An 18,293-nucleotide genomic window follows, 5' to 3' on the forward strand; every position below is an offset into this window, starting at 1 on the left:
GTTCCCTTTGCAAATCATATTCCTTCTGCTGGCATTATCCGTGTCGAAGTTTTACGGGTGTATTCTCAGCTGTTTTTGAAACTTAAGCACCCCGATATGATATGTGAATGAATTTACAAAAAATATTTATTCCAATGTGTTTATTTTCAAAATTTTAACTTTTACGTTTTCCTACAAAATCAGCGGCCCAAAAAACTAATAAAAGCAACAGAAATATTCCAGCAATGTATTTTGCCGGTTCAATTTCACCATCGCCAATACCTATAAAACCTATTACTCCAAAGACAATAGCCAAGATAATATAGATTGCTTTCCAATGAAGCATGAGATGGCAGGTTTTAAGGTTGTTTAATAAAAGGTATTAAAGTTAAAATATTTCTGTCTAAATTTTAACAATCGCGCTTTTTTTTAATACAAAAATCTATGGTTCTAGAACCTTAAAATATCTTTTAGCGGAAATATGAATACCCCTGTCGTTAAAACCTTCCAACAAAATTTCATATAAACCCGGAACGTCTGAGGTATAAAAAGTGGTGGAATACGCTGTGTCCTTAAAAGAAAGGCTAGGCTCCCAAAGCAATTGTACCCGATAGTCAGGTATTCTTGAAATTACATTCCTATTGCTATAGTCTGGACTGTAATATTTTTTTTGCTTAACCGCAGGAGGCAAATTTATCATCTCAACAAAACTTTTTGAAAGGTTAGGAACAAAATCCCCTTTTTTTGTTTCCACAGCAATAATCCCACTATAAATCTTAGTTCCGTAGCGGTAAGGTGTGTTTATAATCCGAATGCTCTCAATATCCCTGGCTTTATAATTTATTAATTCCGAATTATTCTGGATTAACATTCCATCCATTAGTACCAAGGGGTCTATGTCATTAAATTTTGCAATCCGGTCAGGGTCATATTCGTTATGGATAATAAATTTAGCATCATCTCCATTCCCTCTAATTGCCGCGAGGGTAATTACCTCCACAAAAGTTTCACGCACGGAAGGAAATCTGGTGTAGTCATCCAATTTAAAAACCGTTCCCAAATCTTCATAAAAGCAAGGATTGGTTTTACTGGGTAAAATACTATCCTTTTTAGTATCAAAATAAGCATTTTCAACTTGTAATTGAATGCTTCGCTCCAATAACCAATCTTTCAAGGCTTCATCAAGTTTTAAAAAATAGGATTTATTTTTCTGTATTGGAAGTTCTTTTTTATCCAAAACCACTTTATATGAATTTTTTTCCATTTCGTTACCATATAATTGAACGATACTATTTTCAGAATTATAGTCCTCTGAAACGGAAAAGAAAAACCTGCCATTGCTGTTTGTTTTTGCCACTTTAAAGATATAATCCTCTCCAGGAACAGTAAGTGCAACTTCTATATTTGATACAGGCATACTGTCTATTTTAGACAATACCAATCCCGAAATAAGCTCTCCTCTAAGCTCTGGCACATAGAAAACTTCTGAATAAATTTTTGCTGCTGTTGGGATCTTGCCCGAAATTTCAATAGGATTTATTTTTCGTACCGAAAGTACATACCTGCCTTTCATCCCTTTAAGAGAATTTTCCAGTTTTAGACTGACTTTTTCACGGAAACCATAACTTTCTTTATCTAAATTAATTTTAGCCTTTGCTGGATTATTTTCTTCTGAAAAGTGAGGACTTTTTTCAACAATATGATTCATAAAAATTGTATCGCCCGTTTTACTGAAAGCCTCTTGTTTCGTAAAAGTATTGATGATGTAAATATCTTTCTGTACAAAAGCAGCAGCTTCATTATTCCTTGAATAATTGGTGTAGCTTATCAGTTTGTACGCTCCTGTCTTCAAATTTGAAGGAATGAAAAAATCTCCGTTGGCAGTCCCGTCCAACAATTTCAATTTATGGTTAAAGACCAACGAGTCCTGCTGGTCTCGCAATGAAACATAAGCTATCGCGCTTAAAGAGCCTTGGTGGGATAACGCATTGGTGACGTATACTTTGTATTGAAGTAATTCTCCAGCTAGAAAAACCTGCGAGTTGATGGACAACTCCACGTTTTCCTCTGGAAAAACACTTACATCAATTGTGAGCTTATCTTTAGGAATTTGAGCCGTAGCAGTGAATCCATAAATAACAAAAACTATAAAAATTAATTTTTTTACCATAATCAATCTTCCCAGAAATCGGGTCTTACATTTGATGAAAAAGAGGTACACACAGTGCATTCGGGCTTCGCGATAGTATACAAAACACCCTGGGCAAAGCTGAATACTTGATAATCATAGAATGTTAAATATGTGTAGATTATCTCCCTTTCATCGGGATCATTATCTAGGTTTGTATTGTCGCGATAATCAAGCAATAGTAAATCACAATCTACAAAATAGGGTGGCTTTTCCAACCCAAAATCGTCATAATTAAAATAGATTCTCTTTGATGTCATGGATGAAACTTCAAAAAATCCCAAAACCTTTTCATCGGGATTTTCCTCAGAAACCATATTGCCCGCTACATATCCAGGCTGTCCTTGTGACAGAAGACTTTCAATACTACCAAGTTCTTTAATGATTTTATAAAAAGTATAGGCTTCAACGCTTTGTACATATTGTTTTACCAAAATACTGTAACGGGTCTGCATTTTTGCATCAAGTTTGGAGAGATATCTCACTGGAAAGCGGAAGACTTTATTTTCGTTCAATTCTGTTGTGGTGGTTTGGTTTATTCCGGTTGAAAATTCTGTGGAATAACAAATTTCCTCTGGCTCCCTGGGAGTAAGAATCACCTGATATGTACCAGAAATGGGATCAAAATCAATAATTTCTGAATTGTAGGGAGATGGATACGGAGCCACTATTTTATATGTTTCTTCATACGCATACCTATAATATTTTGCATTACCGGTTGGATCTTCTGTGTCTATCAAAATCTGAACTCCATCTTTTTCTTCTGTTGCATCCACAACTCTTTCCGCATAAAGTTCATCAATACCTACAGATGGCGGTAAGGTAACTGCGGAAGAAGAGTATCGTTTTCCGTCTGATGTTATAATATTCAAAGTATAGGAAACGCCAGGTTGTGCGCTAAATGAGTTTTGGGATATAAAATTGCCGGTTTCGCTATCCCAATAAAAGCTGAAACTCTCGCCATTGCTTCCGGTGACGGTAACATCGGCATCATTTACAAGCAAAATTTCGGGATTTTCCAAGGACGAAGTTTTACTCAGCTTTACAATTTGAGGTTTAAACTCATCTGTTATAGTACTTTCTACCACCAAAACGCTTTCGAAATCTACGGTTTCTATCTCAAAAGGTTCCGTACAGCCCACTTGAAAAAGCAGAAGTGCGAAAAGACCGATCAATATAATTCTGTTCCTCATCATTCCTAAAACTTAAAGTTATACGTAATAGTAGGCACGGGCACGGAGAAAATAGAAGTTTTATACGCTTTTATTTCTCCAGCTTCATTTACAAAAAAGACCGAATATGGATTGTTTCTTCCCAAAACATTATAAACTGAAATATTTATAAAACTGTGCGCTAACTTATTCAATTTGTGGTTGCCTTCTATATTTACACCTAAATCCAATCTATAATAATCTGGAATTCGGAACTGGTTCCGGTCGCTATATAGTACTTGTTCCTCGCCCGCAAAAATATACCTGCCAATAGGGTATGTAATCGGGCGTCCCGTTTGGTAGGTGAAATTGCCCGAAAAACTAAAACGCTTGGTAAGTTTGTAATTGGCTACTACCGAAAAGTCATGGGGCTTATCGTAATTTGCAGGAAAAAATTCACCATTATTCACACGTTCCTGCATTAACTGGCTGTCCAGCTTTATCTGGGAACGGGAATAGCTATAGCCCAAATAACCGTTGAACCTGCCCGAATTCTTCTTTACCAAAAACTCTACTCCGTACGCTTTTCCTTCACCTTGCAGAAGATCGGTTTCAAGGTCGTCGTTTAAAATTAACTGGGCGCCAACCTTATAATCCAGCAAATCGTTCATTGTTTTATAATATCCTTCAAGACTGAATTCAACGTCTTTTCCGGAAAGATTTTTAAAAAAGCCCAGACTATATTGGTTTGCGCGCTGGGGAGCAATATTTAAATCTGAAAGTTTCCAAATATCTGTGGGAGATTGGGTGGTATTCGTGGATAGTAAATGCAAATATTGAATGGTCCTGTTGAAACCCGCCTTTACCGAAAAATCATTGCCCAACAAATAACGCGCAGATATTCTATATTCTGGCCCACCATAGGTTTTTATGGATTCGTTTTTACCGAATTCCTTCACCTCTACAATTGAATTTTCACTTTTAGGAACTCCTTCAGCATACACGTTTTGTATTGAGGGCCCTAAAGCCATATAAAACGAATAACGCAATCCAAGATCGAGCAAAAATTTATCGCTTACTTCCCATAAATCTGAAAGATAGACTGCCGATTCCAGCCCTTTTTCACGGTCAATTGTTTTGGCCTCCACATCAGAATTTTCACCAATAGGCTCAATATTTCCGGGATCTATGGAATAAAGCTTGCTGCTTAGGCCATAACTGAGTTTGTGCTTATTACTTAACTTATAATTGAAATTCAGTTTTGCCTGATACTCGTTTAGTTCATAACCAAAGTCGAAATCTTCGTTGGCATCTGCCTCATAGTTAATACCATATTTGTATTGGCTATTTACCAAAATCACTTCTGCCCTGCTCTTTTCACTAAATGTATGTCCGTATTTTAAAGAAATCAATCGATTGTTATAATCAAAAATAGAATCAGAAGTTATGCTGAAACGGTCTTTACTATAGTAAAATGTACCCTGGATGCTATTATTGTTGTCTATATTATGTTTGTATTTCACGATACCATCGTAAAAGGTAGCTTCGCTGTTTTTAAGTGCCTCTTCATCTAAACTTCGCAATATCCAGTCTGAATATGTGGCCCTGAAACCCGCAATTACAGAAGCTTTCTTATTTACCACTGGAACTTCAACGGCGAGATTTGCGGTTATTGGCCCAACGGAACCTTCGCCAGCAAATTTTTCCATATTGCCCGATTTGGTCTCAATATCAAAAACCGAGGAAAGCCTTCCGCCGTATTCCGCCGGGATACTTGCTTTATAAATTTCGAGACTTCCCGTTGTAAAAGGATTTACTGCAGAAAAGAAACCTAAAAAGTGTGAGGGATTATAAAGAACGGCATCGTCTAAAAGAATAAGGTTTTGATCTGCACGACCGCCACGAACATTAAATCCGCTTGCGCCTTCCCCCGCTGTTTTTATACCGGGCATAGTGGTTGCAACTTTTAGAATATCGCGTTCACCTAAAACCAGGGGAATTGTTTTAATCGCTTCAATGTCAATATTCGTAACGCCCACCACGGCATCGCGTACGTTTGCATCCTTATTTGATTTTACGACCACTTCCTCCAGCGATTCGGTATTTTCTCGCAATTCAATATTCAAAGAACCATCGCCGTACATAATTACATCTTGACGAATTTTTTCAAAACCCAAAAGATTTGTTTCCAGTTTGTTTAATCCGTAGGGAAGTCGAATACTGAACCGCCCCTCGGCATCTGTAACAGCATATTTTGTTCTGTCTATAGTTGAAATAGAAAGATTTTGAAGCGGCTCCCCAGTTTTTGAGTTTTTAAAAACACCTGAAAGTGTATAGGTTTTGTTTGCTGCGTTGGCTGTTTGCTTGCCGATGGTTACAAGTTTTCGGGTCTCAACAGTTCCCTGTGCGGCATATTCTTCTTGAAAAATGGGTGCATTTTTAGTGTCCTCAAGCTGCTTTTCTTCGGTCTTTTCTTCATTAAAATAATCAGGGGGCAAATCAGTATAAACGTAAGTATTGTTCAATAAAATGACATTGCCATCCTTGAACACAAAGTTGATGTTGGTATTGCTGAAAAGTTCTTCCAAAACATTCTGGAGCGATTCATTTTCAAAATCTTTCGTGACAAAATGCCCCTTTAGCCAGGTTTCATCAAAATAGAATGTTTTATTTGAAAGGGTTTCCACCTTTAGAACTGCTTCCTTTAAAGGAGTGTTGTTGAATGAAACCGTAATATTTTTATTGTTTTGCCCGAAAGTTGCGGCAGTAATCAAAAAAAATAAAACATGGACAAAAAATCTATTTTGCATGGATAATTTCAACTTCAAATTAGAATTGGTTTTTGGTCGTTTCCAGACTGTCAAGGAATGTTAGAAGCTTGATCATAAAAAGGTCTGGATTGGATTTATTGAGCGCTTTATAGGTTTTATAGAAGTCGCGAATCTCTTTGTCTTTTTCAGGAATGAATTCACGTAAATCCTTTTCGGAATCTACCAATGAATACCTTCCCTTGCTTTTCACTATATAAAAATTTGCCTCGGAAAATCTATACTGAATACCGCTATTTAGAGCTTTATCTTTTTTCTTTTTAGTGTGTTTTATATACAATTCAAAAACATTTCCAAGATAGGCAGCCTCGAAAAAACCATTGCCCGAAATATTTAAATCCACATCGCTTAACCTAACAAAATTGTGACTGCCAACCGAAAAAGATGCTACAAATTCAGGAATGAGCTTGACGTTAAAAATGCTTAAATTATCATCAGAACGCGTTAACAGATTGTCTTCCAATAAATCATAATTCAAAAGCACGTTTACATAGTACTGGCCATTATAAGTTACGGACCCACGAGTATAATCATACCCGTTATAATATCTGTAAGTGCCATCAGTATTTAAGAAAGGGTCAGTAAATTCCGTTCCATTATAAAGACCCGTATTTTCCAGCCCTACAATCTTATCGTAGGTTTCATAAATTTCATTCGGCAGTTTTGATTGTGAAAACGCTACCAGATTAAGCAGCAGGAAAAATAGAAAGAAACGGTAGGCTTTAGAAATGTTCATTATCAAATTTTGCGATTTTAAAAGTACAAAAAAACAACTCTTAAACTAAAACCCTTCCTATTAAATCAACTTTTATCTTCAAATTTTCTATTTTGGAAACTTATCTTCGTAGAAATCTTGAAGAATAATTTTATAATGAAAGCAGCAACACTCAAAGAAATAAAGACAGAGCTTACCCACCGTTCCACGCAGGAGTTGCTGGAACTTTGCCTTCGGCTTTCAAAATTCAAAAAGGAAAACAAAGAACTGCTTACTTACCTTTTGTTTGAGTCTGCCGATGAAGAAGCCTTTATTCAAAGTATCAAAGACAAGGTTGATGCAGATTTTGAAATGATAAATACCAAAACCTTCTTCTACATAAAAAAAAGCGTTCGGAAAATTTTGAGAGAGCTCAAAAAATTCATCCGTTATTCACAAAATAAGGAAACTGAAGTAGAACTTTTGCTTTATTTTTGTGAAAAACTGAAAGATTTTAAACCATCCATTAAAAGAAACACAACCCTTTCCAACCTTTACTTTAGGCAAATAGAGTTTGCAAAAAAGAAAGTTTCAACCTTGCACGAAGATTTGCAGTATGATTTCAATTTGGAAATAGAAGAACTATCAAAATTTTAAAAAAACATGATAACATTTTACCACAACCCCCGTTGCAGCAAATCGCGCCAGGCCTTGAATTTATTGGAAGAGAAAGGAGAAACCATTGAAGTTGTAAGATATCTTGAAACCCCTCCATCCCACCAAGAACTGAAACAAGTAATTGAACTTTTAGGAATTGCACCTATTGATTTGGTTAGGACACAGGAAGAAGTCTGGAAGACAACCTATAAAAATAAAAATCTAAGTGATGAGCAAATCATTGATGCCATGGTACAAAACCCCAAGTTAATTGAACGCCCTATTGCAATTAAAGGAACCCATGCTATAATAGGAAGACCTCCCCAACAGGTGCTTGATATTTTATAGGTTTGCGATATTTATTTAACAGAACTTTAGCAATTTCCAATTAAACCACGGCTATTTTCGTGTGTCAAAATTGCTAAAAATTACATGAAAATAACCCTCTCGTTTCTGTTCGCACTTGCCTCCACGATCTTATTGGCGCAAAACCCTGATAATAAAGAAGTTCTTATAAAAGGCATTATTCTTGAAGAAGGCACCAACTACCCTTTGGAATATTCCACAGTCTCTTTTATAAATAAACAAGGAAAGACCGTTACAGGAGGCATAACCGACACCGAGGGAAAATATAGTATTGAAGTGCCCCCAGGCGTTTATACTGTGAAATTTGAATTTATCTCCTATAAATCCAAAGAACTAAAAAACCAAAACCTAACCAAAAACACCACCCTTCCCACTGTAAATCTGGCTTTGGACGCAGCTAGTTTGGACGAAGTCGTAATACGTGCTGAAACTACTGAAGTACAAGTACGGCTCGATAAAAAAATATACAATATTGGTAAAGACCTTACCGCAGGAGGAGCCACAGTAAGTGATGCGCTAAATAACGTGCCTTCGGTAACGGTTGATATTGACGGGGCCATTGCCCTTCGCGGAAATGAAAATGTACGTATTCTTATTAATGGAAAACCTTCAGCAATTGCAGGATTTGGCTCCACTGATGCCTTGCGACAGCTGCCTGCAGAAGCCATTGAACGTGTAGAGGTTATTACTTCGCCTTCTGCCCGATACGATGCTGAAGGAACCGCCGGAATTTTAAATATAATTCTTAAAAAGGAAAAAACGCTTGGGCTTAACGGCTCACTAAGTACCAGTCTTGGCGTGCCGCTTAACAGCAGCGCGTCGGGAAATATAAATTTACGTACGGACAAGTTCAATATTTTCAATACTACGGGCGTATATTACCGGAATAGTCCCGGAAATGCATTTTTTAACAATAATTACTTTCCACGGACCGTAATAGACTCTGCAGGAAATCAAGTAATAAGAGAACCACAATTTGACCAAGTAATAGAAAGAAGAAAATATGACCGAATGGGGAAAGGCTTCAATACCAACCTTGGGATTGAATATTTTTTAACCGACAAATCATCGGTCACCGCAAGTGTGTTTTATCGCAAAGGCGATGGAGAGGATGAGACAACGAACAATACCTTTAACTACAACAATAATACGATTGAGGAACGAATTACGCGAATTGAGATTGAAAGCGAAGATGACAAATCTTATCAATTTTCATTGAATTACGTTAATGATTTTAATGATAACGGCCATAAATTAACAGCCGATTTTCAATATGAAAGTGATAAAGAAACTGAACGGTCATTTATAACGGAACGAGAAGTTTTTCCAGATAATGAAATACTTCCGGCCGAGGATATAATTCAAAAAGAAGACCAAACAGAATATTTGGCACAGGCCGATTATGTGTTGCCCATTGGGGAAAACGCACAGTTTGAGGCAGGGTATCGAGGTAATTTTGAAGAAACCATTACAGATTACACCTTATTGGAAGAAAGAGGAACTTCGGGCATCTTTGATAGAAATGACAGTCTTTCCAATATTTTCACCTATAATGAAAATGTACACGCCGTTTATTCACAATACGGAAATAAATTTGGAAAATTCTCCTTTCTGCTCGGGCTTCGTGTTGAAAACACACAGTTAAAAGGAAAGGTCGATGCTGAGAATGTAACCGAGAATACCTCTTTCGACCTAAATTTTGACAAAAATTATACAGGTCTTTTCCCCACTGTAAACTTGACGTATGAGCTGAAAGAAAATGAAAACATTACGTTGGGTTATAACCGACGTATTAATAGACCGCGCAATTGGTTCATAAATCCATTCCCTTCACGTTCCAGTGAAGCAAACGTGTTTCAGGGCAATCCAGATTTGGATCCTGCCTACGCAAGCGCTTTTGACTTGGGGTATCTAAAACGATGGAAAAAACTTACCTTAACTTCTTCTATCTATTACCAATATGAAACCGATGCGTTTGAAAGAGTTCAGGAAGAAACCGGTGAAGTTACAAGCAACGGAATTCCGGTAATCCGTACAATTCCTATTAACCTTTCCACAAACGAGCGTTACGGCTTTGAACTGGGCTTGCTATACAACCCAACAAAATGGTTAAACTTAAACGGTAGTTTTAATTATTTTCTCTTTAAAACGGAAGGATTTTATAATGATGTAGATTACGGTGCTGAAAATACCAGTTATTTTGGCCGCTTCAGCAGTAAAGTGAAGCTGCCCGCTAAAATTGAATGGCAAACCAATGCTTTTTACAGAGGACCTTCAAACAACTCGCAAACAGCATCTGACGGCATCCTTTCCGTAGATATGGCAATGAGTAAAGACATTATGGATGACAACGGAACCTTGGCTTTGAATGTTAGTGATCTTTTCAACACCAGAAAAAGAAACAGCATTACAACTACCGATACATTTACAAGTGAAAGTGAATTCCAATGGCGACAACGCCAAGTAACTCTTACTTTCACTTATAGATTCAACCAGAAAAAACAGCGCCAACGTCCGGAAAGAGGTAATGATGACGATGGTGGTTTTGAAGGTTAACCGTGATTGATTGCCAATAAAAAAGGGAACCAAATTGGTTCCCTTTTTTTATATATTTTTTTAAAAGAAATTATTTCAATTCCTTTTTTTTCTTTTCCTCACGCTTCAATTTCCAGTTTTCATAAAGCGCTCCCCCGATCCAGTAAGGAAGAATGCTCACCAAGAAAATCATTAACCAAAAACCCATGGTAAGGATGGTTAAAAATGCAAGAAAACCTAGATATTGTTCAAATGTAAACATGATGCAGCTTTTTTTAAATGATGCCCCAAAGATAATAGGTTTTTTTGAAAAACGACTACAAAAATTTTCGATTTATTCACAACAAATAAACAGCCGTGCGGGTTGACCAACTTTTGGCTTTTCGCTACCTTTGGCATAAGAATTCATTTATTTCAAATTAAAGACTTTAACAATGCAATACAGAATAGAAAAAGACACCATGGGCGAGGTAAAAGTACCTGCCGATAAACTTTGGGGCGCACAAACCGAGCGTTCTTTCGAAAACTTTAAAATCGGCCCCCGTGCTTCCATGCCGATGGAAATTATATATGGTTTTGCATATTTAAAGAAAGCCGCCGCCTACACCAATTGCGATCTTGGCGTTCTTTCGGAAGAAAAAAGAGATTTGATTGCCAAAGTTTGCGATGAAATTTTGGAAGGAAAACACGACGATCAATTTCCACTGGTAATCTGGCAAACCGGAAGCGGAACCCAAAGCAATATGAACGTGAATGAGGTAATTGCAAACCGTGCCCATCAACTTGCCGGAAAAACTATAGGTGAAGGCGATAAAACGCTTCAACCAAATGACGATGTAAATAAATCACAATCCTCAAACGATACTTTCCCAACGGGGATGCACATTGCTGCTTATAAAAAATTGATTGAAACCACCCTACCTGGTGTGGAACAACTTCAGAAAACACTTTCAAAAAAAGCATCGGAATTTAAAGATGTTGTAAAAATAGGTCGTACCCATTTTATGGACGCCACTCCCCTAACCCTCGGACAGGAGTTTAGTGGTTATGCTGCACAACTTGAGCACGGAATCAAAGCATTAAAAAACACCCTACCACATTTGGCAGAACTTGCATTGGGAGGAACCGCTGTGGGAACTGGCTTAAACACCCCTAAAGGCTACGATGTAAAAGTTGCCGAATACATTTCAAAGTTTACTGATCTGCCTTTTGTTACAGCAAAAAATAAGTTTGAAGCCCTTGCAGCACACGATGCTTTTGTAGAAAGCCACGGTGCTTTAAAGCAATTGGCGGTTTCGTTAAATAAAATTGCAAATGATGTGCGAATGCTTGCCAGCGGCCCAAGAAGCGGTATTGGCGAAATCAACATTCCAGCAAATGAGCCCGGTTCTTCCATTATGCCTGGAAAAGTTAATCCTACACAATGCGAAGCACTGACAATGGTTTGTGCGCAAGTGATCGGGAATGATATGGCTATCGCCGTGGGAGGAATGCAAGGCCAATTTGAATTAAACGTTTTCAAACCCGTAATGGCAGCAAACTTTCTTCAATCAGCGCAATTGATTGGCGATGCCTGTGTGTCTTTTGATGTCCATTGCGCACAAGGTATTGAGCCAAATTACGAAGTAATCAAAAAACAGTTGAACAATAGTTTAATGCTAGTAACTGCCTTAAATCCAAAAATCGGCTACTACAAAGCTGCGGAAATTGCAAACACGGCACATAAAAACGGAACAACATTAAAAGAAGAAGCTGTAAATCTTGGTTATTTAACTGCGGAAGAATTTGACGAATGGGTAAAACCAGAGGATATGGTGGGAAGCCTTTAAGTTTTAATGAATTTAAAAAGGGGTGAACATTCGTTCACCCCTTTTTTTACTTCAACCTTTTCTTCTTCTTGCCATAAAATTTCCTATACCTAAAATAGGCAACCGTACTTAAAATGGCTGCAAATAGTGTGATCCACCAAACAAAAGTGGGTGTTGCTGGCGCATCGCCACTTGCATAGGAATGTAAACCACTTAGATAAAAATTCACTCCAAAATAAGTCATCATAATTGAGGCGTAGGCAAACATTGCCAAAACATTGAACGTCCATCGGCCGCGAAGTCCGGGAACCAAACGTGCGTGGATTACAAATGCATAAATCATAATGCTTATAAGGGCCCAAGTTTCCTTCGGGTCCCAGCCCCAATAGCGCCCCCAACTTTCATTGGCCCATTGGCCCCCCAAAAAGTTCCCAATAGTGAGTAAAACCAAGCCAACCGTCAGCGCCATTTCAGTGATAACGGTTAATTCGCTGATGTTGATTTCCATCTTTTTGTAATTGCCCTTTGTGGTAAAAATCATAAGAAACAATGATACCGCCGCTAAGATCATACCCAACGTAAAAGGTCCGTAGCTCATAACAATCACTGCCACGTGAATCATTAGCCAATAACTGTCCAAGACCGGCTGTAAAGTAGAAATTGATGGATCCAACCAGTTCTCGTGAGCAACCCAAAGTATGATTGCTCCTGCAAAAGCCGTGGCTGCTACAGTTAAATCACTCTTTCTTCCGAAAGCCAATCCAAAGAAAATGGTAGCCCAAGCCACATAGACTACAGATTCATACGCATCACTCCAAGGGGCATGACCACTTATATACCAGCGCAATGCCAAACCTAATGTCATCACAGCAAAGAAAATCCACATTATTATTTTTGAACCTTTGATGAGGGTGCGAAGTATTTTTCGATCCTTGAAAAGTTGTGCAATAATAAAAACCATCATCAAGATTCCGAAAATGGCAAAATACTTATAAAGCCTGTTGAAAATATCTGCTTTGTTATAAATAGTTTCCGCACGGAGTTTGTTTTCTGAAGGCATTACTTCTTCGCCATATTTTTTCTGGAAATTGGTTATACTTTCCAAAAATTCATCCGCCTGCGTATAATCGCCAGTTTCCCTTGCCTTTTTCAAGCTGTCGAAATATAGCGGCAAAATATTTTTGGCGTAAAGCGAATCCATTCCCTTAAGATTGGCCTCTCCCAATTCGGGATAGGAAACCCATTTATTGCCTTCATCATCTGGAATGGGAAAGATTTTCAGAATACTTCCGCTAAGGGCGGCATTCAAAAGTGAAAAGTTTTCGTGGGCGCGTATAAAATCCTTTTGAAATTGATTGGGTGTATTGGTACGTGTTGCAGCTTCCAAATAAGGCTCCAGCTTATAATTTCCTTTTTCATCAAAAAGGTCAAGCAGGGCAATATCCTTTTGGCCTTCGGGAACACCGGCTACGTGGCGAATACTGTCATTGCCTCTTTTTAAAGCAATCAGCGGCACTTCTACCCAAAGTCTTGGAAACTCCGCCATAGAGATGAAAACCTGGTTAGCATCCAAGCCTTCATAATTTTCATCTCTACTAATCTTTCGCAAAAGCTCATTTGCAAAAGTATTGATGGGTTTCATCCGCCCGTTATCCTGAATTATTAAATGGCCAAATTTTGCCGCATGCTCCTTACTCACCGCATTTGCTTTTATCAATGAGTCAATTTGCTTCTTTGGCACTGCTTTATGGGCTGGGGAGCCGTGGTGCTGTGCAATTCCAGAAAGCGAAAAAAGCAGCACCAAAATAGTGATCATACTTTTCTTTTTCTGCTTTATTCTTTTTAAAATCTCTTCCAATTTTCCAAAACGGCTATGCTTACTGAACAGAATGGCCATCAAGCCGAAATAAAGGAAAAAATAACCGATATAGGTAATCCAAGTTCCCCACCAATCATGGTTTACCGAGAGAATGGTTCCGCCTTCGTCTGGATCAAAACCAGACTGGAAAAAACGGTAGCCTTCGTGGTCGAGCACATTATTCATAAAAATATCTGTATCAAAATGGGTCTTGTCCTCATTAATGACGGTGACTTTACTTTTGAAGGAAGAATATCCTTTTTCGGTACCGGGATATTTTTCGGCAATAAAATCGTTTAAGGTTATGCTAAATGGAAGCTCAATTTCCTTTGAGCCATAACTGGTATAAACCTTTAACCCTGCGATTTCAGTTTCAACAGGATTGGGAGCTGTTCCCTTGCCGCCGAGCATTGCAATGGTTTTTGATTCATCGCCAGAAGCTATTTTAAGGATAAGTGCGTCTTGATTGCTGGGTTGATCTGCGGCTGCCTTAACAACACCAAACTCTCCTTTGGTGACAGGCTCAGGAATTACAAATGAAATGCCGCCCATACGGTAAAGAGAGCGAAGGTTAAAGGGCTGTACGCTGTCTGCAACCACTTTTCCTTGAGATTGATCTGCCATTATCATATAATCACCTTCAAAAGGGCTGGAAATAGTATAATTGCCATCTTCGGAATAGGTGATGTTAATTGCCCCATCCGTAGGCTCGTTAACTGCAAATAGAATGTTGTGGATGCTTGAAACTTCTCCTACTTTCACCCAATGGTCATGACGCTCGCCATCACCCGCTTCCACTATCTTTATATATTCTTCCCCATTGTCACTGGGCGTAAGACCCTCTACGGCACCTTTTATAAATTCTTTAAATTTGATGGTTACCGGTTGGTTATTGTAATCGGTTTCTATGATGAAATCGTTGTCCAGTTTTTCAGAAAGTCGTAATGCTTTTGGTTTTAATTTTCTACGTTGCGCCACTCCATCAATCACATAGTCACCATCGATAAAAACATCCAAATATGATTGTTCAGAAAGTATAGTGTTTTCCGTTTGCCCTTCTCGAATGTGCATTACTCCTTCAAAACCAATATAGCGCGTAACGAAAGCACCAATAATTATTAAAATGAAAGCCAAATGGAGCATTAACGAAGCCCACATTTTTCGCTTGTGAAGATTATAGCGAAAAATATTCCCCACAAAGTTGATTACAAAAAGCAACATTATTGCCTCAAACCACCAAGCATTGTATATAAGTTCACGTGTATAGGCCGTTGGCGGGCTTTGGGAGTCGGCGTCCATAAAGGTTCCAGCGGCCATAGCTGCTGCAAAAACGATAAATAAAACGGCTGTTAAACGGGTAGAGAAAAGAACGGAAGCAATCTTTTTTTGCATTATAGGAAATTTTGGCGCAAAAATAAGGAATTGCACCCATTTAGACTACTGAAATCTGTTAACTATTGCCGTTTTTTAAGTCTTCTTTTCTGGCGTTGAAAATATTCAGATGTATGAAAGTTCCCATGTTTCGGGCACGATTTTTAGCAACATTGGCTGTGTCGCCTTCAAAAAGCTCATCAATGGTTTCATGCCAAAGGTTGATCCACGTCCCAAAGTGCAGTTCGTTAACGGCACCACCCACTTTTTTATCTACCTCAATATGAGCGTGCATAGGGTTTCCGAAGTATTTTCTTTTAAAGAAAAGATTTGTCTCCCAGAAATCGGTCAGCAATTCTAAGTGAGTTTCCCAATCGGTGATAATTCCATTAAAAATAGGCCCTAGAAGTGCGTCTTTTCTAATTTTTGAATAAAACGTTCTTACCAGCAAAGACACATCTTCTCGGGACTCTATTTTCTTTTTCATCTATAGCAAAGTTATCAAAATCAGCAGCAAGTTTGCAATTAGGCTCACTATAAGTAACCAAAAAGAAAATTTTCGGTTTGAACCCGCTAACAACGCTGCATTATATCCCATACATAAAGCCACACAGATGGTTAGCTCAACCCCTGAAACGATTCCGGTTCCCTGGGCTAACACCGTCATAGCGGCAATAGAGCCAATACAGCTGTTCAAAATAATGGTCAGCGGAATATACATGTAAAAATCGTTCTCAAATTCTTTTTGCAAGGTTTTGATTGAAAGTGTTTTCATATTATAAATAGGGTTTTGAATTTTAAGATGTAAATTTACCATGCGAAACAGGCCTTGTTTTATGAGGCAAATCATAAAGAAATGATTCCCGAAAATCTACTATTGAATTACAGCGCAACACTTGAAAACATTAATGCTTCGGAAATAATCCTTCACGAAAAGAGACGGGCCGATTTCTATTTTCAGATTAAGACCGGCGAGGTAAAAATGTTCAATCTTAACGAACAGGGAAAAGAATTTGTGCAGGGTATTTTTTATGATGGGGAAAGCTTCGGTGAACCACCATTGCTGGGTGATTTTAAATATCCGGCCTCCGCTTCTGCCGTAAAGCAAACACAGCTTTACAAATTAAGCAAAACAAAATTGTTTGAATTGCTTACCGAAAACCCCGAAGTCAACCTAAAATTTACCAAAGCGCTTGCAAAACGGCTTTATTACAAGGCTACCATTTTAAAGGAAATCTCAGTACATCCTCCCGAACATCGTATTTTAGCTCTAATAGATTTTTTAAAACGAAAATATGGCTCCGATGGACTTTTCCAAGTGGAATTGACCCGTCAACAAATTGCAGATTTAACAGGACAGCGGGTTGAAACTGTGATCCGTGCCATAAAACAGCTAGAGCAGGACGGCGAGATAAAATTGATAAAACACAAAGTGTTTCGTTGAAAATTAAAAGAAAAGGGAAAGGACGAGTTTATATAGTAACAAGAATTTTAAATCACATCTTTCTTTATTCATTTTTCTCTATTCTTTTTTTCTAAAAACCGCTAACTTCGCACTATGACAAAGGTGGTTTTCTTAGGCTTCGGAAATGTGAACTCGCATTTACTCAATGCTTTAAAGAATAGTTCTGAAGTTTCTGTTAAACAGGTCTTTAACAGAAATTACGTCAAAATGATTTCGCCATTTGAAAAAATTCCGTTTACAGATGAAATATCAAAAATTGCCGATGCAGATGTTTATATAATCGGGATTCCCGATGACGCCATTTCAACATTTTCCGAATCACTTTTATTTCAAAATAAATTGGTAGTCCACACTTCGGGCGGCGCTGCACTGAACGTGCTTTCTTCAAAAAACCGACGGGGTGTCTTCTATCCGCTACAAACTTTTTCCAAGCAACGGGAAATTGATTTTGAACAGATTCCCATTTGCATAGAAGCTGAAAACTCCAACGATTTGGAAACGTTGCAAAAGTTGGGCAAAACCATTTCAAAAAATGTAGCTGAAATTTCTTCGGAAAAAAGAGCCAAGCTCCATCTTGCCGCGGTGTTTGTAAACAATTTCGTAAACCATTTATATGAAATAGGAAGTGAAATTTTAAACGAGGACGATTTGCCGTTTGATTTGCTGAAACCGCTAATTGCTGAAACCGCATCAAAAATTAAAACCCTTTCACCCGAAGAAGCGCAAACAGGGCCGGCAAAAAGAAACGACAAAAAAACTATTGAAAAACATTTACATTTGTTGGCTGACAGTCCTTACACAAAACTCTACGAACTATTTACAGAGCAATTAAGCCAGAAATATGGAAAAAAGCTATAAAGAATATCTAAAACACATAACCACCTTCATTTTTGATGTGGACGGCGTCCTAACAGACGGTACAATTCAAGTGAACACACAAGGTGAAATGTTCCGGACCATGAACATTAAAGACGGCTACGCACTTAAAACGGCTGTCGAACAAGGTTTTAATGTCTGCGTTATCTCAGGTGGCTCCAATGAAGGCGTGCGCATTCGGCTTCAAAATCTGGGCGTGAAAGATATCTTTTTGGGAGTCCACAATAAAATCAAAATCTTAGAAGATTACTTAAACACCAACAACCTAAAGCCAAAAAACACTTTATTTATGGGCGATGATCTTCCCGATTATGAAATTATGCACAAGGTTGGCCTACCTACTTGTCCGCAGGATGCGGTTCAGGAAATCAAGGCAATATCCAAGTATGTTTCACACAAAAAAGGCGGCAAAGGCTGCGTTCGGGATGTTATTGAGCAAGTATTGAAAGTTCAGGAAAAGTGGATGCCTACAAAGGGTGTGAGCGCAAAATATGATTAACCCATTCCCGAAACAAAA

At 38.1% G+C, this 18,293-nt stretch carries 16 protein-coding genes; 7 read left to right on the forward strand and 9 right to left on the reverse strand.

The features are described from left to right. Window positions 1-154 precede the first annotated feature (154 nt). From JK629_RS13685 to JK629_RS13705, 5 genes are all read right to left on the reverse strand, one after another. Complete coding sequence (locus tag JK629_RS13685) at window positions 155-325, reverse strand: DUF1328 family protein (protein WP_202336168.1); 171 nt, start codon at window positions 323-325, stop codon at window positions 155-157. 96 nt (window positions 326-421) lie between these two features. After that, a complete protein-coding gene (locus JK629_RS13690; protein WP_202336169.1) occupies window positions 422-2,149 on the reverse strand; it encodes a hypothetical protein in 1,728 nt (575 codons plus the stop codon). Window positions 2,150-2,151: 2 nt separating this feature from the next. Continuing rightward, window positions 2,152-3,363: a DUF4249 domain-containing protein gene (locus JK629_RS13695; RefSeq protein WP_225626045.1), complete on the reverse strand. Its 1,212-nt coding sequence runs from the start codon at window positions 3,361-3,363 to the stop codon at window positions 2,152-2,154. Window positions 3,364-3,365: 2 nt separating this feature from the next. Then, window positions 3,366-6,128 (reverse strand): carboxypeptidase-like regulatory domain-containing protein, encoded by a 2,763-nt coding sequence (locus JK629_RS13700; RefSeq protein ID WP_202338069.1) that lies wholly within the window; start codon window positions 6,126-6,128, stop codon window positions 3,366-3,368. A 19-nt stretch (window positions 6,129-6,147) separates the two neighbouring features. Beyond that, window positions 6,148-6,882: a hypothetical protein gene (locus JK629_RS13705; RefSeq protein ID WP_202336170.1), complete on the reverse strand. Its 735-nt coding sequence runs from the start codon at window positions 6,880-6,882 to the stop codon at window positions 6,148-6,150. Between the two features lie 135 nt (window positions 6,883-7,017). Here JK629_RS13705 and JK629_RS13710 point away from each other — a divergent pair, with 135 nt between their 5' ends. The 3 genes from JK629_RS13710 (at window position 7,018) to JK629_RS13720 (ending at window position 10,419) form a co-directional block, all read left to right on the forward strand. After that, complete coding sequence (locus JK629_RS13710) at window positions 7,018-7,497, forward strand: hypothetical protein (RefSeq protein ID WP_202336171.1); 480 nt, start codon at window positions 7,018-7,020, stop codon at window positions 7,495-7,497. A 6-nt stretch (window positions 7,498-7,503) separates the two neighbouring features. Then, window positions 7,504-7,845, forward strand: coding sequence for an arsenate reductase (glutaredoxin) (gene arsC, locus JK629_RS13715; protein ID WP_202336172.1), 342 nt, complete (start codon window positions 7,504-7,506; stop codon window positions 7,843-7,845). Between the two features lie 84 nt (window positions 7,846-7,929). Continuing rightward, window positions 7,930-10,419, forward strand: a complete 2,490-nt coding sequence (locus JK629_RS13720; RefSeq protein ID WP_202336173.1) for an outer membrane beta-barrel family protein — start codon at window positions 7,930-7,932, stop codon at window positions 10,417-10,419. A gap of 70 nt (window positions 10,420-10,489) precedes the next feature. On the opposite strand, the gene JK629_RS13725 is transcribed toward JK629_RS13720, so the two are convergent. Then, a complete protein-coding gene (locus JK629_RS13725) occupies window positions 10,490-10,660 on the reverse strand; it encodes a hypothetical protein (RefSeq protein ID WP_202336174.1) in 171 nt (56 codons plus the stop codon). 172 nt (window positions 10,661-10,832) lie between these two features. Between JK629_RS13725 and fumC the strand changes: the two genes are divergently transcribed. After that, window positions 10,833-12,227: a class II fumarate hydratase gene (gene fumC, locus JK629_RS13730; protein ID WP_202336175.1), complete on the forward strand. Its 1,395-nt coding sequence runs from the start codon at window positions 10,833-10,835 to the stop codon at window positions 12,225-12,227. Window positions 12,228-12,273: 46 nt separating this feature from the next. Here the strand turns inward: fumC and ccsA are convergent, their stop codons facing one another. Genes ccsA through JK629_RS13745 form a run of 3 tightly spaced genes read right to left on the reverse strand, consistent with a single transcriptional unit; the run spans window position 12,274 to window position 16,210 of the window. Next, a complete protein-coding gene (gene ccsA, locus JK629_RS13735; RefSeq protein WP_202336176.1) occupies window positions 12,274-15,456 on the reverse strand; it encodes a cytochrome c biogenesis protein CcsA in 3,183 nt (1,060 codons plus the stop codon). Between the two features lie 58 nt (window positions 15,457-15,514). Next, a complete protein-coding gene (locus JK629_RS13740; RefSeq protein WP_202336177.1) occupies window positions 15,515-15,922 on the reverse strand; it encodes a group III truncated hemoglobin in 408 nt (135 codons plus the stop codon). Next, window positions 15,923-16,210, reverse strand: coding sequence for a hypothetical protein (locus tag JK629_RS13745; protein ID WP_225626047.1), 288 nt, complete (start codon window positions 16,208-16,210; stop codon window positions 15,923-15,925). An 81-nt stretch (window positions 16,211-16,291) separates the two neighbouring features. Between JK629_RS13745 and JK629_RS13750 the strand changes: the two genes are divergently transcribed. The 3 genes from JK629_RS13750 to JK629_RS13760 all read left to right on the forward strand — a co-directional run bounded on the left by JK629_RS13750 (window position 16,292) and on the right by JK629_RS13760 (window position 18,275). Continuing rightward, window positions 16,292-16,879, forward strand: coding sequence for a Crp/Fnr family transcriptional regulator (locus JK629_RS13750; protein WP_202336178.1), 588 nt, complete (start codon window positions 16,292-16,294; stop codon window positions 16,877-16,879). Between the two features lie 114 nt (window positions 16,880-16,993). Next, window positions 16,994-17,758, forward strand: a complete 765-nt coding sequence (locus JK629_RS13755) for a Rossmann-like and DUF2520 domain-containing protein (protein WP_202336179.1) — start codon at window positions 16,994-16,996, stop codon at window positions 17,756-17,758. After that, window positions 17,742-18,275, forward strand: coding sequence for a KdsC family phosphatase (locus tag JK629_RS13760; RefSeq protein ID WP_202336180.1), 534 nt, complete (start codon window positions 17,742-17,744; stop codon window positions 18,273-18,275). Before JK629_RS13755 ends, JK629_RS13760 begins: the two co-directional genes overlap by 17 nt. Window positions 18,276-18,293: the final 18 nt, after the last annotated feature.

Source organism: Aequorivita iocasae, from assembly GCF_016757735.1.
Lineage (GTDB): Bacteria > Bacteroidota > Bacteroidia > Flavobacteriales > Flavobacteriaceae > Aequorivita > Aequorivita iocasae.